Annotated in this window: 15 protein-coding genes; 6 read left to right on the top strand and 9 right to left on the bottom strand. The window is 37.6% G+C overall.

All coding sequences use genetic code 11. The features are described from left to right. Positions 1-4: 4 nt before the first annotated feature. The 3 genes from porU to A3EE_RS0116815 all read right to left on the bottom strand — a co-directional run bounded on the left by porU (position 5) and on the right by A3EE_RS0116815 (position 5,376). Positions 5-3,892, bottom strand: a complete 3,888-nt coding sequence (gene porU, locus A3EE_RS0116825; RefSeq protein WP_018344611.1) for a type IX secretion system sortase PorU — start codon at positions 3,890-3,892, stop codon at positions 5-7. A gap of 90 nt (positions 3,893-3,982) precedes the next feature. Further along, positions 3,983-4,732 (bottom strand): CDP-alcohol phosphatidyltransferase family protein, encoded by a 750-nt coding sequence (locus A3EE_RS0116820; RefSeq protein WP_018344610.1) that lies wholly within the window; start codon positions 4,730-4,732, stop codon positions 3,983-3,985. 2 nt (positions 4,733-4,734) lie between these two features. After that, complete coding sequence (locus tag A3EE_RS0116815) at positions 4,735-5,376, bottom strand: MBL fold metallo-hydrolase (protein WP_018344609.1); 642 nt, start codon at positions 5,374-5,376, stop codon at positions 4,735-4,737. A gap of 71 nt (positions 5,377-5,447) precedes the next feature. Here A3EE_RS0116815 and A3EE_RS0116810 point away from each other — a divergent pair, with 71 nt between their 5' ends. The 3 genes from A3EE_RS0116810 to A3EE_RS0116800 are packed head-to-tail and all read left to right on the top strand — an operon-like array spanning position 5,448 to position 10,804. Then, positions 5,448-6,524, top strand: coding sequence for an NAD(P)/FAD-dependent oxidoreductase (locus A3EE_RS0116810; RefSeq protein ID WP_018344608.1), 1,077 nt, complete (start codon positions 5,448-5,450; stop codon positions 6,522-6,524). Further along, positions 6,525-9,656 carry a PD40 domain-containing protein gene (locus A3EE_RS0116805; RefSeq protein WP_018344607.1) on the top strand — a complete coding sequence of 1,044 codons (3,132 nt, stop codon included), beginning with the start codon at positions 6,525-6,527 and terminating at the stop codon, positions 9,654-9,656. An 11-nt stretch (positions 9,657-9,667) separates the two neighbouring features. Next, complete coding sequence (locus tag A3EE_RS0116800) at positions 9,668-10,804, top strand: serine hydrolase domain-containing protein (protein ID WP_018344606.1); 1,137 nt, start codon at positions 9,668-9,670, stop codon at positions 10,802-10,804. Positions 10,805-10,942: 138 nt separating this feature from the next. Here the strand turns inward: A3EE_RS0116800 and floA are convergent, their stop codons facing one another. The 3 genes from floA to proS are packed head-to-tail and all read right to left on the bottom strand — an operon-like array spanning position 10,943 to position 13,894. Beyond that, positions 10,943-11,902: a flotillin-like protein FloA gene (gene floA, locus A3EE_RS0116795; protein WP_018344605.1), complete on the bottom strand. Its 960-nt coding sequence runs from the start codon at positions 11,900-11,902 to the stop codon at positions 10,943-10,945. 9 nt (positions 11,903-11,911) lie between these two features. After that, entirely contained in the window at positions 11,912-12,376 is a 465-nt protein-coding gene (locus A3EE_RS0116790) for an NfeD family protein (protein ID WP_018344604.1), read from the bottom strand. A gap of 42 nt (positions 12,377-12,418) precedes the next feature. Further along, positions 12,419-13,894, bottom strand: coding sequence for a proline--tRNA ligase (gene proS / locus A3EE_RS0116785; protein WP_018344603.1), 1,476 nt, complete (start codon positions 13,892-13,894; stop codon positions 12,419-12,421). Between the two features lie 172 nt (positions 13,895-14,066). Here proS and A3EE_RS0116780 point away from each other — a divergent pair, with 172 nt between their 5' ends. Then, entirely contained in the window at positions 14,067-14,960 is an 894-nt protein-coding gene (locus A3EE_RS0116780) for a redoxin domain-containing protein (protein WP_157447076.1), read from the top strand. Here the strand turns inward: A3EE_RS0116780 and A3EE_RS0116775 are convergent. The 3 genes from A3EE_RS0116775 to A3EE_RS0116765 form a co-directional block, all read right to left on the bottom strand. Further along, on the bottom strand, positions 14,950-15,468 hold the full coding sequence (locus A3EE_RS0116775; protein WP_018344601.1) for a shikimate kinase: 519 nt from the start codon (positions 15,466-15,468) through the stop codon (positions 14,950-14,952). The two genes, A3EE_RS0116780 and A3EE_RS0116775, sit on opposite strands and share 11 nt — an antisense overlap. Before the next feature lie 13 nt (positions 15,469-15,481). Further along, positions 15,482-16,537 (bottom strand): ABC transporter permease, encoded by a 1,056-nt coding sequence (locus tag A3EE_RS0116770; protein WP_018344600.1) that lies wholly within the window; start codon positions 16,535-16,537, stop codon positions 15,482-15,484. Between the two features lie 85 nt (positions 16,538-16,622). Further along, positions 16,623-17,177 (bottom strand): DUF1599 domain-containing protein, encoded by a 555-nt coding sequence (locus tag A3EE_RS0116765; protein WP_018344599.1) that lies wholly within the window; start codon positions 17,175-17,177, stop codon positions 16,623-16,625. 47 nt (positions 17,178-17,224) lie between these two features. Here A3EE_RS0116765 and folP point away from each other — a divergent pair, with 47 nt between their 5' ends. Further along, a complete protein-coding gene (folP, locus tag A3EE_RS0116760) occupies positions 17,225-18,079 on the top strand; it encodes a dihydropteroate synthase (protein WP_245553856.1) in 855 nt (284 codons plus the stop codon). Between the two features lie 52 nt (positions 18,080-18,131). Then, positions 18,132-18,980 carry a diadenylate cyclase CdaA gene (gene cdaA / locus A3EE_RS0116755; RefSeq protein WP_018344597.1) on the top strand — a complete coding sequence of 283 codons (849 nt, stop codon included), beginning with the start codon at positions 18,132-18,134 and terminating at the stop codon, positions 18,978-18,980. Positions 18,981-19,139 lie beyond the last annotated feature (159 nt).

Here is a 19,139-nt window from a genome sequence, read left to right as displayed (position 1 = left end):
AGTTTTAATTCAATAGTACGAGTTTCTCAAAAACATGAGTTGTTGAACCATCTTGTAGTGAACGAATTTTTACCTTATAAACGTATACACCACGCCCGATTTTATCTCCAAAATCATCTAAACCGTTCCAGAACAGGCTTGCTACGTGTGAAGGACTGTTATAAATGGTCTCATCAAGCGTTTTTACCAATTTTCCCGAAACGGTAAATATTTGAATCTGGATCATTAAATTATCTCCAGCGCGGTTATGGTCAAAATGGAAGGTTGTATTTGTACTAAAAGGGTTTGGATAGTTGAGCACATGGCTCAACTGCAGCTTTTCTGTACTTTGAATGGTAAATTCCAGTGTCTGTTCGGTTGAATTGTTATAGGTATCCCAAACTTTAAATCGAAGCGAATATGTACCCGGAGCCAGATCTTTTAACGGAAACTCTACTTTTCCTTTTGAATAATCGTCTTGTGCAGCGGTGTAGTACTTATTCAGGATTATGACATCTGTACTGGTACTCAATACCAGAGTTATTTCGTGGCCGATACCTGCAGCCGAAACATTGATCCCGTTTTCATCTGCCACGTTTGCATAGAAGATCGGATTTTCACGTGTAGTACCACCGGAAACAAAAGATGGATCGTTCAGATACAACTTTACAGTAGGTGGCGTCTGGTCATTAGGAGCATTGGCATTGGAACCTCCTATAACAATATTGCTTAAATATCCGCCGGCATCTGTTGTACCACTTGTTAATTCAGAGTACAAACTTATTTTACCATAATCATATTGATATGAAATATCTTTAGGTACAATAAATGAAACTTTATATGCACCATTCGTTACGGTAGCCAAACCGTCAAAAATAATATTGCTTTGCAGTTTGAATGTAGTTACGGGTGATGAGTTCGTTCCGAAGGTGGCTAATGTAGTAGGCTTGTCGTAGATGGTTATTTTAGCAAGGCCATTATAACTTGTAAGCGTTGTTCCTGAAAAATCCTGTACCAAACCTTCAAGCGTTACTTTGCTTAAAGCCTTTAGTGTATCGGGTATTGCATTCACAGCTGTTCCGTTTACAGATGTAATGATCATATTTTGCTGCGGATAGCGAATTTTCATACTGGGATCACCGAGCAAACTGTAGTTTCTGTTATATACATCAGATGCAGTAATATCTTTATTTTTTGTTCGCATGATGATATCTCCTAAACAGTAAAAGGAACCATCCGTATTTCGCAAAAAAGCATAATCATAAAATGCTCTGTTGATCATTGCATTGGTACTTGCATAAACGGTACGTGTAGACGTCAGATTTGCAAATGATCCGCCGGTTGGACTTAAGAAAATGGTTTCTGCACCGGATGTTAAACCCGGCTTATCATATCTGCCAAAACTGCAGGTAGCTGTTATGTAAAAGCCAAGTTTCGTATTATTTACCCAACTGTTTATAGAAGGAATGTTTACAATATTTTCCTGCGCTAATGCGATATTGCCTCCATGGCCTATATAATTCCAGATGAGTGTGCCATCATCGACATCTCTGTTGATAGCAGTATTTACCTGAGTTGCTGTTTCACCACCAGGCGTAGATTCCTGAGAATAAGCATCCAGATAAATTTTATTAATGTTCATTTGTTTGTTAGAGGTATTTACCTTGGTGTAGATGTATTCAGCGTCATTTAAATGTAAATTCGTATCGCCGTCATCTGCAATAAGTGTCATTTTGTTTTCCCAATTTCCATTCACTTGTGAAGATGCTTTTGATGCACTGATCAGTTTATTGATTATCACGTCTGCCTGATAAGATGTACGTACAGGAATACGGCCAACACCTATATTTAATGTATTGTATTCGGCTGGACTTTCACCCCAATTGCCTTCCGCAGCATCCATGAAACCATAGTAATCATCGGAGTTGTATGATCTTAATTCGTCTAAGCTTTCTCTGGATTCGTATGGCGGTACGAAATTTCCACCGATACCTAAATGGTTTTTATAATCATACGTACAACTGCCAAACAATAACAGGTATTTTAATTCTGCGCCGGGAGTACCACGGTCGTATACCATTTTAACAAAATCACGAATGGCGGTGATGTCTGCTTTACCACTGCCAAATTCATTGTAGATCTGGTTTGTGGTACATACGTAACTGCTGATACCGTCATTCTGAAACCTGTAATTAGCAAGGTGTTGAGCCTGACTTAAAAAATCCGGGTGTGTAACAATGATCATATCCGGCATGTTGCTGGAGGTAATATCGTGTAGATTTTGATTGGCAACACGTTCAACAAATACAGGGTTACCAAAGGCAGACCCTTTGAAAACAACATATTCGTTTAAGGCAGTAGTATTGGCTCCAAATTCAATAGTAGAACCAACTACCGTATAATTTTGTGAAACAATATTTTGAGGATCACTTAAATTCCAAATCTGTTCTGTACCATCTGTATTTCCTATGCTATAGCTTGTTGTAGCTTGCAGTAAACTTTTTGAGGCTCTGAAAAATGTTTGATTGCCGTACAACCGCAATGATTTTAAAAAACGTAATTCAAGCCAGTTTGTATGTGCTAGAGAAGAAGCAATACCACCTGAAAAATTCATGTCTACAGTTAAAGTTGAATTTGCACCAACAAGAGATGCGTTAAATGAATATGTAGTAGAGGCATCGATACCTAATGGAGCATGCTCTGCAGTACTGAGGATAGGAAGAGTCAGATCGGGAGATAAACTTGAATTATTGATCTTGTAGCCCATGTAGGTTGCATTGTATGAGCGGCTAATGACGTCTGTACTCAATGTCATTGTTGAGCCACTTACCAGGCCGGTGACATTAAAGGCAGTGCTAAAGCTTGGAATGTAAGGACTGAATTGAAAGCCGTACCATTCTCTGCCTGAGTCTAAAATATTATAGGTATCTGTTTCACTAAACAGGTGTTCGTCAAATTCAGAAAGGGTTTGTGCAGTACTGGCAATGGATGCCTGACTGGCAATACGTTTGCCTGTTTGCTGACCATAGGTTAGAAAATAAAAATTTTGGTCGGAATAAAGATTTAATGCATGTGCATAGGTCTTATTTAGTCCATCGTATGTCCATGTATGCGGAGACTCTCCGTAAAATAAAATGTAATCGTTGTGGTCAAAAACACCGTTGCCGTCCTCGCTGATAAAAATTGCATTTTCAACAAGATCATCTAACCGGGCGGCATTGTTTGCCTGAGGTAGCATACCGCCGCCATTGCCATAAATCTGGATCATAGCCGGATCTAATGTAGAAGTATTAATGCCAATGCTGGACAAATAAGCTGCATCAATTTTATAAATACCTGTTTGTGATACACCAAGTTTAAACCAGCTTCCGGTTGCTAATACAGACCCCGTAGTGCTTGTTGTACGGGCATTTGAATAGGCATTGGTATATGGATTTTTTTGCTGAATGGGTGTGTCATCCGCAGAGGATGTAAGTGTATAACTCAGACTGAAAGAAGAGATCTGCGACCATGTGCCGTCGCTGTTCTTCTTCAATAAAGGAATGCAGATGCGTGAGGTGATACCTTTATTATATAAGTATGCGTAGGTAATGGTTGATGTTCCTTCGTAAGTAAGTTTGTTTAATGCGCTTTTAGAAGCAGAATCTCCGGCATAATAACTTACAGATTCCATACTCACTGAACCTGCAATTTTACCATTGACATCCTTTTGCAAAACTAATATTCCATTGACATCTATGACAGCATCTTTTGCCATTGGATAGGTAACAATTTCTCCGTTTTTTAACTGTTGCGATGCATTAAAGCCTAGCCACTCTACTTCATAGGAAGCGTTAGGCTGTTGCGCAATTGCAGCGGCAGATACAAAAAAAATGCTCAGTAAGAAGGAAAGTATGTATTTTAAAAAGGTCATTTAGGGTATATTGTTCGTAACGAAGTAGTAGTAAATGAATAAACGGTTCACTTACGCATTTAGTATTTGAATTTACGGCAAATCGCAGATTTATAGCACTTTTTGTTCGCTTTTATTTTGCAATAAAGAAAGTAATACAAAGGCTGCCATAATCAACAGGATGGATTCTTTTTGAAGCAGTACCAATAACAGGACGGATGTAAGGATCAACAAATAACGGTATTGATTATTTTTCCAGCTGAAATCTTTAAACTTCAGAGCCATAAGCGGTATTTCAGCAATAAGCAAATAAGACATCAGAACACAGTAGCCAAGGATAAAATACAGATTGTTTATCAGCGGAAATAAAAAAGAATCCGGGTCAAGTGCAATCAAATTAAACGAAGCTACGATCATTGCATTGCTGGGAGTAGGCACGCCGAAGAAACGGTCGCTTTGACGGGTGTCTAAATTGAATTTTGCCAAACGAACGGCAGAAAACATTGCAGGTAAAGTGCCGATAAATAAATAAAAACTAAAGGCCGAAGTTTCAAATAAATTAATTTTTGAGATGTGCTCATAAGGCACTCCCGCTAAAATAGAAGCAATAATATACGTAAGCATGATGCTAGGTAAAATGCCAAAGCTTACTACATCTGCCAAGGAATCTAACTCTTTACCAATAGGAGAGGACACATGCAGCAGACGTGCAACAAAGCCATCAAAAAAATCAACAATAAGCGCAGCTCCTATGCACAGAGACGCTTCGGTTACCTTGCCATTCAGTAGTAATAATATGCCCCAAAAACCAAATCCTAAATTTAAACAGGTAAGTGCGTTGGGTATGTTTTTTTTGATCATAATCAGATTGCGCAAAAAGGGTTATTTTTCTTTTCAAATTTAATGGTTGTAGTTGGTCCGTGGCCCGGGAAAACAACAGTGTCATCAGGTAATACAAATAATTGTTCGTGAATGCTTTTGATCAAGGTATCATAATTTCCTCCCGGAAGATCGGCTCTACCAATGCTGCTCCGGAATAAAACATCGCCTGATAAACATATTTTTTCTTCTTTATTGATAAAAGCAATATGTCCGGGTGCGTGGCCTGGTACAAATAAAATATCGAATTCCATTGTGCCAACGACAATTTTATCGCCCAATTTAAGTAATCGATCGGGTGTAGCAGGAGTATATTTATTGAAGCCGTAATTAGGTGCATAGGCACCTACAGACTGCAGGGTTGGTAAGTCCAGGTGGAAAATTTCAAAAGGTACCTTGAATGTTTCTTTAACAAAATAATTACCCAACACATGATCTATATGTCCGTGTGTATTTACCAGTAATTGAACAGATAAATTGTTTTTTTTGATATAATCCACCAATTCCTGTTGTTCGGATAATTCATAACAACCCGGATCTACAATCATGCAGGCACCTTCATCGTCGTAGACAACATAAGTATTTTCCTGAAGAGGGTTAAATGTAAGTGTTTTAATGTGTATCATAAATGCAAAAGAATTAACAAAAATGGATTAAAACGAATGAATAATCAAAAGAAGCAGGTTAATTTAGCATAATGAAGCAGGTAGATTATATTATTGTTGGCCAGGGCCTTGCAGGTTCGTGCTTAATTCAAACTTTACTACATGAAAAACAGACGGTTAAAGTTATTGCGAGCGCTACAAAAAAACCTTCTTCTGAAATTGCTGCAGGTTTATATAATCCGGTCACAGGTAAAAAAATGCTTTTGACCTGGAATGCCAAAATTCTGTTTCCCTTATTAGAAGAATTCTATAAAAAAGTTGAAAAGGAATTTCAAACACGAATTATATATCCGAAGAAAATATATCGTCCTTTTGCAGACATTCAGTCTCAGAATGATTTCTGGATAAAACCATCCGATGAGATCAAAGCCTTTGCAGAGCCAGAACAAGATAGTAAACAATACGAACCGTATATCAATAATCCCTTTGGTGGCTTATCTACAAAGCAATCCGGCTATGTGGATGTGAAAGCATTTTTAGATGTGATCAAACAGCAATTACTTGCTACAGATTCTTATACAGCAGAGACATTTGATTACAATGCGTTGACCTTTGATAACAACAAGGTGCAGTATAAAGATACGGAAGCGAAGCGTATTATATTTGCAGAAGGATATCACAACACAAATAATCCGTTTTTTAATTGGGTGCCCGTTAAAGGAATGAAGGGCGATGTACTTACTTTGAAAATAGAAGATTATCCGATAAACGATGTGGTGAACAAGCACTTCTTTATCATTCCGCTTCCCAATGGCACGTACCGTATGGGATCTTCATATATAAATAATTTTGAAGATGATTTGCCAACAGAAGCAGGTTTAAAAGAGATCACCGCGGGTGCACATACGATATTGAAGAAACCATTCGTTGTACTTGAACAAAAAGCCGGAATCAGACCAACAATTGCAGACCACAGACCCATTATTGGTGAGCATCCGGAACAGCCGTTAGTACTCATTTTTAATGGATTGGGAACGAAAGGTGTTTCGATCGCTCCGTATGCTGCAATTGAATTGACAAAATTCCTGGTACTGGGGCAAGAAATTAAAGAATCTATATCTGTGAACCGATTTTATTATTTATATTCAAATCAAAAAAGTAGTCAATAAATGCAACGTACCCATACAGGTATATTAACGTGTGCCCTTTTATTTTTTCTGTTTAATTCTCTTACATCTGTTGCGCAGATGTCCCAAGATCAGTTTGGGAAAAATCGAATTCAATACAAACAGTTTCAATGGAAATTAATTTCTACAGAGAACTTTGATGTTTACTATTATTTTGAAGGAGAATCATTAGCACCGATTGCAGCAACGCATGTTGAATCTGTATTCAGAAAATTAGAGTCCGCATTGGGCTATTCCAGTTATAATAAAACCAAAGTTCTGATCTATAATTCTATTTCAGATCTACAGCAAAGTAATATTGGGTTACAGCATTCATCATCTGTTGGTGGATCTACAAACCTTGTAAAGCCAACTGTTGAGGTTGCTTTTACAGGCGACTTGATGACATTTAGAGAAGACTTAACAGAAGGAATTGCCCGTACCTGGCTTAAAGTGATTTTGTTTGGCGGCAGTTTCAAAGAAGTATTGCAAAGCTCGTACTTTTTATCCTTGCCGGAATGGTATGTGAATGGAGCATCCGAATATATAGCCAAAGGATGGAACAGAGAAATGGATAACTACATGCGCGATTTGGTTATCAATAATAAATTACGAAACCCATCTTCATATTCCGGAGATGAAGCAAGATGGATCGGGCAATCCGTATGGCAATTTATATCCGATCGCTATGGTCCGGATATGGTCACAAATATTCTGCAGATTACACGTATTTACCGAAGTGATCGCGCTTCGATTGAAGCAGCAACAGGAAATTATTTCCAGAGTTTTATTGACGATTGGAAATTATACTATCTGGAAAAATCTGCCGAGTTAGATGGAGCTGTAAAGTTTGATACAACATATAAATCGTTGAACGGCGCGAATTATAAAGGACGTGATCTTACAACACCTGTTATAAGCTACGATGGTAAATATGTTGCGTATTCTACAAATTACAAAGGACGATTCAATGTGTTCTTAGTGAATACCAAAACAAAGAAAAGAAAAAAAATATACGCCGGTGGTTTTAAATTAAATGATCAGACACCATTGACACATAACCCTCAATTAGCATGGAGAAGCGCAACTGAGCTGACCTCGGTTACTGTTAAAAGAGGGAAAATTATATATCGTTCATACGATGTCGTTTCTCACCAAAAGGAAACAAGAGAAGTTCAGGTATTTCATCAGATCAATAGTTTTTCTTTCAGTAGTGATGGAAAGTTTTTGGCTTACAGTGCTGATGAAAAAGGACAAACAGATATCTGGCTTTACGATATTGATCGCGCTAAATATCTAAAAGTGACCAATGACGAATACGACGATCATTCGCCAAAATTTGGTCCGGGCAACAATGTCATATTCTCTTCAAATAGAAATGATGATACGCTCTCTATGTTTACGAAGTATCAATCTGCACCAAACTATTCATTGTTTATATATAAACCCGGCGCAAAATCTGTAAAACGAATAGCTGCACAAGGTTGTAATTACACGCATCCATCATTTATAAATGCAACAACAATCATTTATCTGAATGACGATAATGGTGTTCAAAATTTATATATGCAGGATCTTACAACAGGAAAAGCAAAAGCGCTCACAAATAATTTGACAGATATTTTGGAATACGATGTAAATGCTTCCAATCACCTGCTGACTTTTATTGCACGTTCAAAAGGTAAAGAGAAAGTATTTTTGGATACAACGTTTTCAATTAAAAATACCGTTCAAATAACGGGCAAGACAGAACAGTCTGACGTTACAAGAAAAAAAATTCTGCCTCCTGAAAAACCAAAACAGAGCAGTAATTTTATTACTCCGCAGAAGAAGACAAACGATGATGATATTGATCTGGATAAAGTATATTTTGAATCCGACACAATATTAAAATTGCCTAAGAAAATAGTTCCGGTTGTTGCAGATAATAAGCTTCCGCCTAAAAGAGCCATCGTAAAAACATCCGGTCCATACGATTATAAAAATTTATTTGGAACCGACATCGTTTCATCAACACTTCAAGTGGATCCGTTAAGAGGTTTTGGTTTGTTGTTCGAATCAAAAATGTCAGATCTTATGTGCAATCACAAAGTCGATCTTGGTTTTTTTGGTATTGCAGATTTGAAAAGCAGCAGCATTTATGGTGAATACCTGTATTTGAAAAGACGTGTGGATATGGGCGTTCGCTTCGATCGCATTACGTATTTCCCTACCGATGGAAATATAAGCCAACGTTACGTTACCAATACATTGCTATCAAAATTTTCATATCCGCTTTCTGTATACAGCAGAGTTACAGCTGCACCTTTTATAACAGCAACACGCTTTTCAGACGTGTCAGATTATACAACGGTAATAGGTTATCAAGATGCAAAGCGTTTATATGTTGGCGCGAAATTCGAATTTGTATATGATAATACAACCAGTTCGGGTATGAATATGATTGAAGGTACAAGAGCAAAACTTTCCTTTGATAAATATATCAATACAACTTCACCGGATGGTAATTTCAATCGATTTAATATAGATATCCGCAGATATCAAAAAATTCACCGCGGCGCTATTCTAGCATTGAGAGGTTCATTAGGCAGATCATTTGGGCAAGCACCACAAAAATATATATTTGGCGGTATGGACAACTGGCTGTTTAACTCTACGGGCACCGGTGGTGTAACAAATCCCTTGACAATTGCTGCGGGAGCTGATAATACAGACATTATGTTTGCCAAGTATGTAACCAATGTTCGTGGTTTTAAATACAATGCTCAATCAGGCGAAAGTTACTTTTTGATAAACGCAGAATTTCGATTGCCGATTATCAAGTACTTCTATAGCGGGTCAATATCATCCGCGTTCTTACGCAATTTTCAATTTGTAGCATTTACAGATGTAGGTGCAGCCTGGTATGGCGCGAGTCCGTTTAATGGAAATAACAGCTTAAATAAAACCGTTACAAAAGGAAAATCATTTGAGACAGAAGTAAATAATTACCGCAATCCATTTTTATACGGATATGGATTGGGGGCGCGTACATTTTTATTTGGATATTATATAAAGGCTGATGTAGCTTGGGGTATACAAGATAGTGTTCAGCTAAACCCGCAATTCTACTTTACATTCGGCTACGATTTTTAACAACATGTTTTATGAAAAGGAAAATAATTATTGGGATCGGTATACTTATCCTTGCTATTATTTTTACACTTCAGCTAACAAATAAAAATTATTATTATAAAACACTTTGGTATAATATGCCGGGTATTTTTGATAAGGACATTTTTGAATCCAGAACAATTCAGACATCTGCTCAGCAACAAAACTGGAGTTATGCATTCGGTTATTCAGGCAATACCATTTCAAAGGAATTGGTTGATAGTCTGAAAAAATATGAAGCAATCTCCTTACTGTTTATTCAGCACGATTCGATTTTAATTGAAAAATATTTTGAAGGAGCCGGAGATTCTACGCGAAGCAATTCGTTTTCTGTATCAAAAAGTTTTATCGGCGCACTTATTGGCAGAGCAATTAAGTTAGGTTTTATAAAATCAATTGATCAGCCTGTTGCGGATTATATACCCGAATTTAAAGAAGGGGAAAAGAGTAAAATAACGATTCGCCATTTGCTCACTATGAGTTCAGGACTTGATTGGGATGAAGCGTATAGTAGTTTGTTCAGTCAAACCACCGAAGCATATTACGGTACAGAACTGGAGAAGCAAGTATTGTCGTTATCGGTGAAGAAACAACCCGGAAAATATTTTGAATATAAAAGTTGTGATACAGAAATTCTTGCGATTCTGTTACAACGGACAACAGGCATGAATGTCTCTGAATTTTTATCGAAAGAATTGTGGGGGCAAATGGGAGCGTCTGAAGCAAGCTGGAGTCTTGATCATACAAACGGAATAGAGAAGGCGTATTGTTGCATGTATGCTACAGCTAAAGACTATGCAAGGCTTGGTTCTTTATATCTGCACAAAGGAAATTGGAAAGGACAACAGTTGATTGATTCAAGTTATATTCGGCAGTCTGTTACAGCCACAGGTTTATTAGACCCTAAAACAGAAAAGCCGACAAACTGTTATGGTTTTCAATGGTGGATCGTAAACGATTATAAAGGCATTTCTGCTTTTTATATGCGAGGTATTTTAGGACAGAATGTGGTTGTTATTCCTTCTATGGATATGATCGTAGTGAGGATGGGGCATAAGCGTGGAGCTAAGATCGGTATGCACTATACGGAGATGTATGCTTTGCTGGATGAGGCGTTGAGAATAAAATAATAAAAAAAGTATCTTTAGTTGCCGTGGTTGTGTCTTTTCGATCAACCACCAGCCAAATGAAATAATAAAAGTGAATTGCATAAAAAAATCCCGTCCCGATAGCTATCGGGACGGGATTTTTTTATTAGTGAAAGAAAATTATTCTTTTCCGCTGCCGGCAATAGAATCGCGCATGCCGGTGTCAGCTTGAATATTTTTCATTTTATAATAATCCATGATTCCTAAGTTGCCGCTTCTGAATGCTTCAGATATAGACTTAGGAATTTCTGCTTCTGCTTCAATTACTTTTGCACGTGCTTCCTGTGCTTTCGCTTTCATTTCTTGCTCAAGAGCTACAGCCATTGCTCTGCGTTCTTCTGCTTTAGCCTCTGCAACTTTTAGATCGGCATTTGCCTGATCAATCTGTAGTTTTGCACCAATGTTCGCACCTACATCGATATCTGCAATATCGATCGAAAGAATTTCAAATGCAGTTCCTGCATCCAATCCTTTTGAAAGGACAAGCTTAGAAATTTTATCCGGGTTCTCCAGAACTTCTTTATGTGATCTGGAAGAACCGATTGAGGTAACGATACCTTCACCAACACGGGCAAGAATTGTTTCTTCGCCGGCACCACCTACTAATTGTGCAATATTTGCTCTTAACGTTACACGTGCTTTTGCAATCAACTGAATACCGTCCTGTGCAACAGCAGCAACGTTTGGTGTATTGATCACTTGCGGATTTACAGAAGTCTGAACCGCTTCAAATACATCTCTACCTGCAAGGTCAATCGCTGTAGCTTGTTTAAATGTTAATGCAATGTTTGCTTTGTCTGCAGAGATCAATGCTTTAATAACATTGGGTACATTACCACCAGCCATAAAGTGTGTCTCCAGATCATTTGCCGTTAACTGTATGCCAGCTTTGGTTGCAATAACCAATGATTCAACGATTATTCTTGGCGGTACTCTACGAATACGCATAAAGATCAATTGTGCTAAACCAATACGGACACCTGAAAAGATGGCCATGATCCAAAGATTGAATGGCACAAAATATAAAAATAAGAAAAAGCCGAACACGGCTAAACCGACAATAATCAATGGTGTTAACATAAGTATAAATTAAGATTCAAAAGTTTCTACTATTATTTTCAATCCTGAGATCTGTATGATTCGAATGGAAGTTCCGGCATCAGCATAATGGCCAAGTGTTTGAACTTCATATTCTGTATCGCCAAAATTTGCTTTGCCAACAGGCCTTAATGCAGACTTTGTAACACCTACATCCCCCACAGACAAATGGTTTAACAAGTTTTCATTTACTTTATTGGTCATGGTATCTTTTAAGGACATACCAGACCATACATCGAATTTCAACATCACATAAAAGAGAATGCCGAATAACGCTAAGCTAATACTTAATGCAATATTACCGGCAGTGCTTCCTTCGTCTACATATATTTTAACAATACCCAATATACTGAATGCAGCACCAATAAAACCAACAAAGGTCGTTCCCGGAATAAAGATTACTTCTCCGACAATGAAAGCAATTCCAATAAGAATCAGTACAATGGCTATTGTCATGAGATAAATATACTGAAATTAAATTATTCCAAAATGAAGAAATTAATATGCTCTTGCAAACAATACACGTTGTGCAGAAGGTTTTCCGGTAACCATACAAACACCTGCTTCAGATTTAACATCTAAAGGGATACAGCGAATGGTTGCTTTTGTTTCCTCTTTTATTTTTTCTTCTGTTTCAGAAGTGCCATCCCAATGTGCTAAAATAAAACCAGGTGTTTCATCCAGCATTTTTTTGAATGTTGCATAATCATCCGCAATCAATGTATTTGCTTCACGATATGCCAATGCTTTTTTATAAATGTTCTCTTGAATTTCTTTTAATAGATTTTCAATACGATCAACCAGGCCTTCTTGCGGAACAGTAGTTTTTTCTTTCGTATCTCTGCGCGCTAATTCTACCGTGCCGTTTTCCAGATCGCGTGCACCAATAGCAATGCGCAATGGAATTCCTTTTAATTCATATTCTGCAAACTTAAAGCCCGGAGAATATTTATCACTGTGATCAAACTTCACGCTGATGTCTTTCGCTTTCAGCGCTGCAATCACAGGCTTAAGTTTCTCATCGATCTGATCCAGTTGTTCTGCAGTTTTAAATATCGGAACAATTACTACCTGAATGGGAGCCAGCAATGGAGGTAACACTAGACCTTCATCATCTGAGTGCGCCATAATCAATGCACCCATCAAACGCGTACTCACACCCCATGAAGTCCCCCAAACATAATCCAAACCACCTTCTTTTGCTGCGAATTTAACATCAAATGCTTTCGCAAAATTCTGTCCTAAGAAGTGAGAGGTTCCTGCCTGCAATGCTTTACCATCCTGCATCAATGCTTCTATGCAATAGGTCTCTTCAGCACCTGCAAAACGTTCGTTTGCAGATTTAATACCTTTATGCACGGGCATCGCCATGTAATTTTGGGCAAATTCTGCATACACATTAATCATTTGTTCTGTCTCTTCAATAGCTTCCTGCTTTGTAGCATGCGCCGTATGACCTTCCTGCCACAAGAATTCTGTTGTGCGTAAAAATAAACGCGTACGCATTTCCCAACGTACTACATTGGCCCATTGATTAATTAGTAAAGGAAGATCTCGATAAGATTGAACCCAGGTTTTATAGGTGTTCCATATTACCGTTTCACTCGTCGGACGGATAATCAATTCTTCATCCAACTTCGCTTCCGGATCTACAACAATGCCTTTGCCATTCTCATCGTTCTTCAAACGATAGTGTGTAACTACCGCACATTCTTTTGCAAAACCATCAACGTGTGCTGCCTCCTTGCTTAAATACGACTTGGGTATGAATAAAGGAAAATATGCGTTGCTATGACCCGTGTCTTTAAATTTCTTATCTAATACCGCCTGCATTTTTTCCCAGATGGAATATCCATAAGGCTTGATGATCATACAACCTCTAACAGGTGCATTTTCAGCTAAATCGGCTCTTTTTACTAACTCATTATACCATAACGAATAATCTTCGCTGCGTTTTGGTAGTCCTTTACTCATCTTATTTTACTTCATTTTGAATAGGATACAAAGATAGTTTTTTTGTATTGTATTCATATCTAGTTCTCTTTTAATTAACTGGTGTATGAAAAGTGAATTTGTCAAAATAAAAATATTGAATTATGCCATAAAATGAATTAAATTTGATTCTAAGCATATGTATGTGTTCGATATGAAGAATTTATTAGCAGTTGTACTTTACCTCATCGTTACTGTTGGTTTAAGAGCCGAATCGTCTAATATACAGCTTGCAATTGGTGATAAAGCTCCGGACTTTACCGTTACGGACCCAATGGGTAAACCCATTACCCTTTCTACATTCAGAGGCAAATTGGTATTGGTGAACTTCTGGACTTCAGCATGTATGCCGTGCAGAGTAGATCACCCCGCTCTATATAAAATGTATAATACCTATAAAACCTTTGGTTTTGATGTGATCAGTGTTTCTTTAGATACAAAAAAAGATCAGTGGACACAAGCCATTCGATCCGATCAGATTACCTGGCCCAATAACGGCATTGATCTGCAAGGTTGGAATAGCAAATTGGTTAGTTTATATAATTTGAAAGGTACACCAAGTAGTTTTTTGATCAGTGAAGAAGGAGTGATTCTTCAGATAAATCAGGATGAAATTGCACTGGAACAAACCGTGCATTATCTGATCTTTGATCAACCGCGTTTTTATCCGGTGGTTGCTTCCGATAAAATATATTTTAATGTGATCTCTAAATACAGTATTGTAGATGGCAATGGTAAAACTGTTTTGAAAGGCCGCGCGAAGGAAATTGCTATTGATGTATTGCTACCCGGCGAGTACACATTGACCTATGAAACTAAAAGCGACCGGTTTTTAAAAGTAAGACCTGCTACACCTCCTGTAACGTTTTATCCATCAAGGGTTGAAGATGTAGTTACCTTGTCGACAGAATCCGATTATTACATATACAATCAACGGGGTAAACTGGAGATGAAGGGAAACGGTACAACGATTGACGTCAGTAAATTACCTTTAGGCGTATATTATTTGAGTGTGAACGGAAACGTTCAATCTTTTTTTAAGAAATAAAATTTTCCTTTTTTAAGCGCTGGAGCAGATCTTCAGGCTTTAATTTATTGGTGCTGAAAATAAGTTTGGCTTGTTCGTAATATGGTGCACGTTCTTTATATTTTGCTTCAATAAAGTCCAATATCTGTTTGTGTGTTTTCCCTTTTAACATCGGCCTGTTCTCGCCGCCGTGCCCAAACAATCTATTAGCTAATTCATCTGTCGTTGGATTAATAAAAATAGTTAATCCATGTTTTTTCATTTCAATCATGTTATCGAAATAACAGGGAACGCCGCCACCAGTTGAGATGATGGTATTTTTAAGATCAAATGTATCCTGCAGTACAGAGTGCTCTAATTCTCTGAAATAGTTTTCACCCTTATCCGCAAAAATTTCTTCTATGGTTTTATTTTCCTGCGCACAAATTTCGTCGTCCATATCAAAATAGGAGTACGTTAATTTTTGAGCAAGCGTCTTACCAATCGTTGATTTTCCTGAGCCCGGAAGCCCGATAAGATAGATGAGCATAGTAAAGGTAAAGTTATTTGAGACGGACTCTAGGGTCGATCATCGCGTAGAAGATATCTACAAATATATTCGTAATAATAAATACAAGTGCAACAAATATGGTAGCGCCCATAACCACAGGGAAGTCAAGACTTAATACTGCATTGATTGTAACAGAACCTAAACCTTTCCAACCGAAAATGCTTTCAACAAAAAAGGCACCCGCCATTAAAGAAGCCAACCAACCTGATACAGCGGTGATAACGGGGTTGAGCGCATTTTTCAATGCATGCTTAAATATGATGGTATAATATCCCAGACCTTTTGCTCTTGCAGTACGGATGTAATCCTGAGAAAGAACTTCAAGCATGGAACTGCGTGTTAATTGTATAATGATGGTCATTGGACTTAATCCCAATGTGATGGTAGGCAATATTAAATTCTTAAGCTTTAATTGTCTGTCGCCATAAATGTTGTTTTCCCATAAACTTCCTGAGGCATTAAGGCCTGTGTAGTCAGATAGTAAATCTCCAAAGATCATCGCCATTAATGCGCCGAAAACAAAAGACGGCATCGAGATGCCAATAACAGAGAAGGTGATAATACTATGATCTAAAAGACTGTTTTGACGAATGGATGCAAAAATACCCATACAAATACCAACCATTGTTGCAAAGGCCATCGCAGAAAGTGCCAGCCAGAATGTTCCTTCTACATTTTCTACAATAATTTCACTGACTAGTTTATTACTCTGGAATGACCTGCGAAGGTAAGGTGTTTTCCAGACCAAAACATTTGAGCCAAGCGGAACAAGTGTAGTGTAGTTATATTTTACTTTATTGGCAGGTGTATTTTCATGTACAGAAAGTACAGATAAGTCGTTGATATAGTGGAACAATTGTTTGTGCACAGGCAGATCTAAACCCAATTCTTTAGAAATCGCTTCGCGGGTCGCAACATCTGTACGCTGCCCCGCCATCATATTTACAGGATCTCCCGGCAAAACGTTGAATATAAAAAATACAACAACTACCGCTCCTAGTAGTACTAGAAATCCATATAAAATTCTTTTTATAAGGAATTGAATCATGAAAAATTAATAGGAACTAAGTAGATATATTTTCAATTGACGGCGAATTTTTAATTCTTATTGTATGTAAAGATACAATACTGATTTATTTGACTAAAGGTTTTGCAAAACCCAATTTAATTAGACAAAAAACAGAATAATTTATCATATCCTGATAATTGGCATCAATTCCTTCGGAAATGAGGGTTTTTCCCAAATTATCTTCGATCTGTTTTACACGCAATAATTTCATTAAAATAATGTCGGTGATGGAACTGACACGCATTTCTCTCCATGCTTCACCGTAATCATGATTTTTTTTCATCAGCAGGTCAAGCGTCTCATTCGCATAGATATCATACAATTCAGATACTTTTTCCGGTGCAAGCTCCATACTATCTTCTGAAGTCATCTTCATTTGGATCAAAGCAATGATGGAATAGTTGATAATTCCCTTAAACTCATCTGAAATGTCTTCATTCACCAGCATAGTTCCTTTTTCCTGAATAGAACGGATACGTTGTGCTTTGATAAAGATCTGATCGGTGATGGAAGGCAAACGCAAAATGCGCCACGCTGTTCCATAATCCGTAGTTTTATCTATGAATACTTTTTTACATCGTGCGATAACTTCTTTGTATTCCTGAGCAGTTTGTTGCATCTGTATGAATTCGTAAATTGGAGATAAATTGCTTAACGATCTATAGCTTGAAAGATTTTAAAGATACATTTTTTTACAGAAAAACAACATCTTCATCGAGGGGAAAACTTATAGACTGGAGTAAACCTACCGTAATGGGGATTATAAATGTTACACCGGATTCTTTCTTTGACGGTGGAGTAAATAATTCGGTCGCTGCTGCACTGGATAAAGCCTCTCAGATGGTTGCAGCCGGCGTGGACATTATTGATATAGGCGGCTATTCGTCTCGTCCTCAGGCGATAGATATTTCTGAAGAAGAAGAAATTGCGCGGATCGTACCGGTAATAAATGCCATAAAGCAACAACATCCTTCCGTGCTGCTTTCCGTTGATACCTTTAGAGCTGCTGTGGCACAGAAAGCCATTGAAAATGGTATTGATATTGTGAACGATATAACTGGAGGTGTATTGGATGCAGATATGTTTGATGTGGTTGCAAAAGGTAACGTTATCTATTGCATGATGCACATGCGCGGTACACCCCAAACAATGACACAGCAAACTGATTATCAAAATTTGGTGTCTGAGATCATGCAATTTTTTATTGAGCAATTAAAAAAGGCTAGGGATAAAGGCATTAAAGATATTCTTCTGGATCCGGGTTTTGGATTTGCGAAAACACAAGAGCAGAATTATCAATTATTAAAAGAGCTGGATGTATTTAAAATTTTCGAATTGCCACTGCTAATTGGAGTTTCAAGAAAATCAATGATCTATAAGACGTTAAATACAAGCGCTGCTGCAGCATTAAATGGAAGTACCGTGTTGCATACCATCGCTTTACAAAAAGGAGCACATATATTCAGGGTGCATGATGTGGAGGAAGTCAAAGAAGTCTTTGAATTGGTAAAGAATCTGTAACTTCAGGCATAAATAATCTAAAAAGCAGCGTGTTTTTAATACATTTGTATAGATGAGTTTACTTTTCCAAATATTCTTTATTGAAGTATCCTGGATTGATATTCTGGATATACTAGTAGTGTCTATAATAATTTATAAATTATATAAGTTATTAAAAGGCGGAGTAGCAGTTAAGATATTTTTGGGTATTCTATTTACGTATGCCGTTTTTTTAATTGTAAAAGCATCTGGAATGGAGCTGTTACGCTCTATTTTAGGGCAGTTCATGGGGGTTGGTTTTTTGGCTGCATTTATATTGTTCCAACAGGAGATCCGGAAGTTTTTGCAAATGATCGGAAAAAATACGGCGCAGAATAACAATCTTATTAAAGACTGGTTTTCGAAAACAAAACCCGGTGCACGGTCAGAATTAAATCTGGCACCTATTATTGATAGTGTGAAGATCTTTTCACAAACCAATACCGGCGCATTGATTGTATTCAGAAAAACATCCGAACTACGTTTTTATTCTGAATCCGGAGACAACCTGGATGCAGAATTAAGCAAACGGTTACTGATCTCTATTTTTCAAAAGAACAGTCCCTTGCATGACGGCGCTGTAATCATTTCAAACGGCAGGATCAAAGCTGCAAGATGTATCATACCTGTTTCAGAAAACGACAAGATCCCCGCACATATGGGCTTGCGTCACCGTGCAGCGATCGGACTTACAGAAGTTACAGATGCGGTTGTATTGATTGTTTCGGAAGAAACAGGAAGTGTTTCCATAGCATACAACGGAGAGATTTATTACAACCTCAACAAAAGCGAGATCAGAGGTAAACTTCGTTCATTCATGTATGATAACGAGGAACAGATCGCATACGAAGTGAAAAATATTCGTTTCGAAACGTCGAATTAATTAAGGTTTTTTGTTTGATGGACTCTTTGATAGAGCGGATTCGTCCGACCACTTTTTTGTGGTCCGACGAATGGAGGATTATTTTTAATTAAGCCCCCCAAATTAAGCGAACCCTTCAACGGCCTCATTTCAAATTTTAGCTTATTGAAATCAGCCTTG

Origin of the sequence: Cytophaga aurantiaca DSM 3654 (genome assembly GCF_000379725.1) — a bacterium.
Classification (GTDB): Bacteria; Bacteroidota; Bacteroidia; order Cytophagales; family Cytophagaceae; genus Cytophaga; species Cytophaga aurantiaca.
The sequence above is the reverse complement of the archived record's forward strand: the minus strand, read 5'-3'. Positions and strand labels throughout refer to the sequence as shown.

What these genes read in the sequence shown, in the direction of transcription:
- porU (WP_018344611.1), bottom strand. Translation starts at nt 3,892, where the DNA reads ATGACCTTTTTAAAATACATACTTTCCTTCTTACTGAGCATTTTTTTT.
- A3EE_RS0116820 (WP_018344610.1), bottom strand. Translation starts at nt 4,732, where the DNA reads ATGATCAAAAAAAACATACCCAACGCACTTACCTGTTTAAATTTAGGA.
- A3EE_RS0116815 (WP_018344609.1), bottom strand. Translation starts at nt 5,376, where the DNA reads ATGATACACATTAAAACACTTACATTTAACCCTCTTCAGGAAAATACT.
- A3EE_RS0116810 (WP_018344608.1), top strand. Translation starts at nt 5,448, where the DNA reads ATGAAGCAGGTAGATTATATTATTGTTGGCCAGGGCCTTGCAGGTTCG.
- A3EE_RS0116805 (WP_018344607.1), top strand. Translation starts at nt 6,525, where the DNA reads ATGCAACGTACCCATACAGGTATATTAACGTGTGCCCTTTTATTTTTT.
- A3EE_RS0116800 (WP_018344606.1), top strand. Translation starts at nt 9,668, where the DNA reads ATGAAAAGGAAAATAATTATTGGGATCGGTATACTTATCCTTGCTATT.
- floA (WP_018344605.1), bottom strand. Translation starts at nt 11,902, where the DNA reads ATGTTAACACCATTGATTATTGTCGGTTTAGCCGTGTTCGGCTTTTTC.
- A3EE_RS0116790 (WP_018344604.1), bottom strand. Translation starts at nt 12,376, where the DNA reads ATGACAATAGCCATTGTACTGATTCTTATTGGAATTGCTTTCATTGTC.
- proS (WP_018344603.1), bottom strand. Translation starts at nt 13,894, where the DNA reads ATGAGTAAAGGACTACCAAAACGCAGCGAAGATTATTCGTTATGGTAT.
- A3EE_RS0116780 (WP_157447076.1), top strand. Translation starts at nt 14,067, where the DNA reads ATGAAGAATTTATTAGCAGTTGTACTTTACCTCATCGTTACTGTTGGT.
- A3EE_RS0116775 (WP_018344601.1), bottom strand. Translation starts at nt 15,468, where the DNA reads ATGCTCATCTATCTTATCGGGCTTCCGGGCTCAGGAAAATCAACGATT.
- A3EE_RS0116770 (WP_018344600.1), bottom strand. Translation starts at nt 16,537, where the DNA reads ATGATTCAATTCCTTATAAAAAGAATTTTATATGGATTTCTAGTACTA.
- A3EE_RS0116765 (WP_018344599.1), bottom strand. Translation starts at nt 17,177, where the DNA reads ATGCAACAAACTGCTCAGGAATACAAAGAAGTTATCGCACGATGTAAA.
- cdaA (WP_018344597.1), top strand. Translation starts at nt 18,132, where the DNA reads ATGAGTTTACTTTTCCAAATATTCTTTATTGAAGTATCCTGGATTGAT.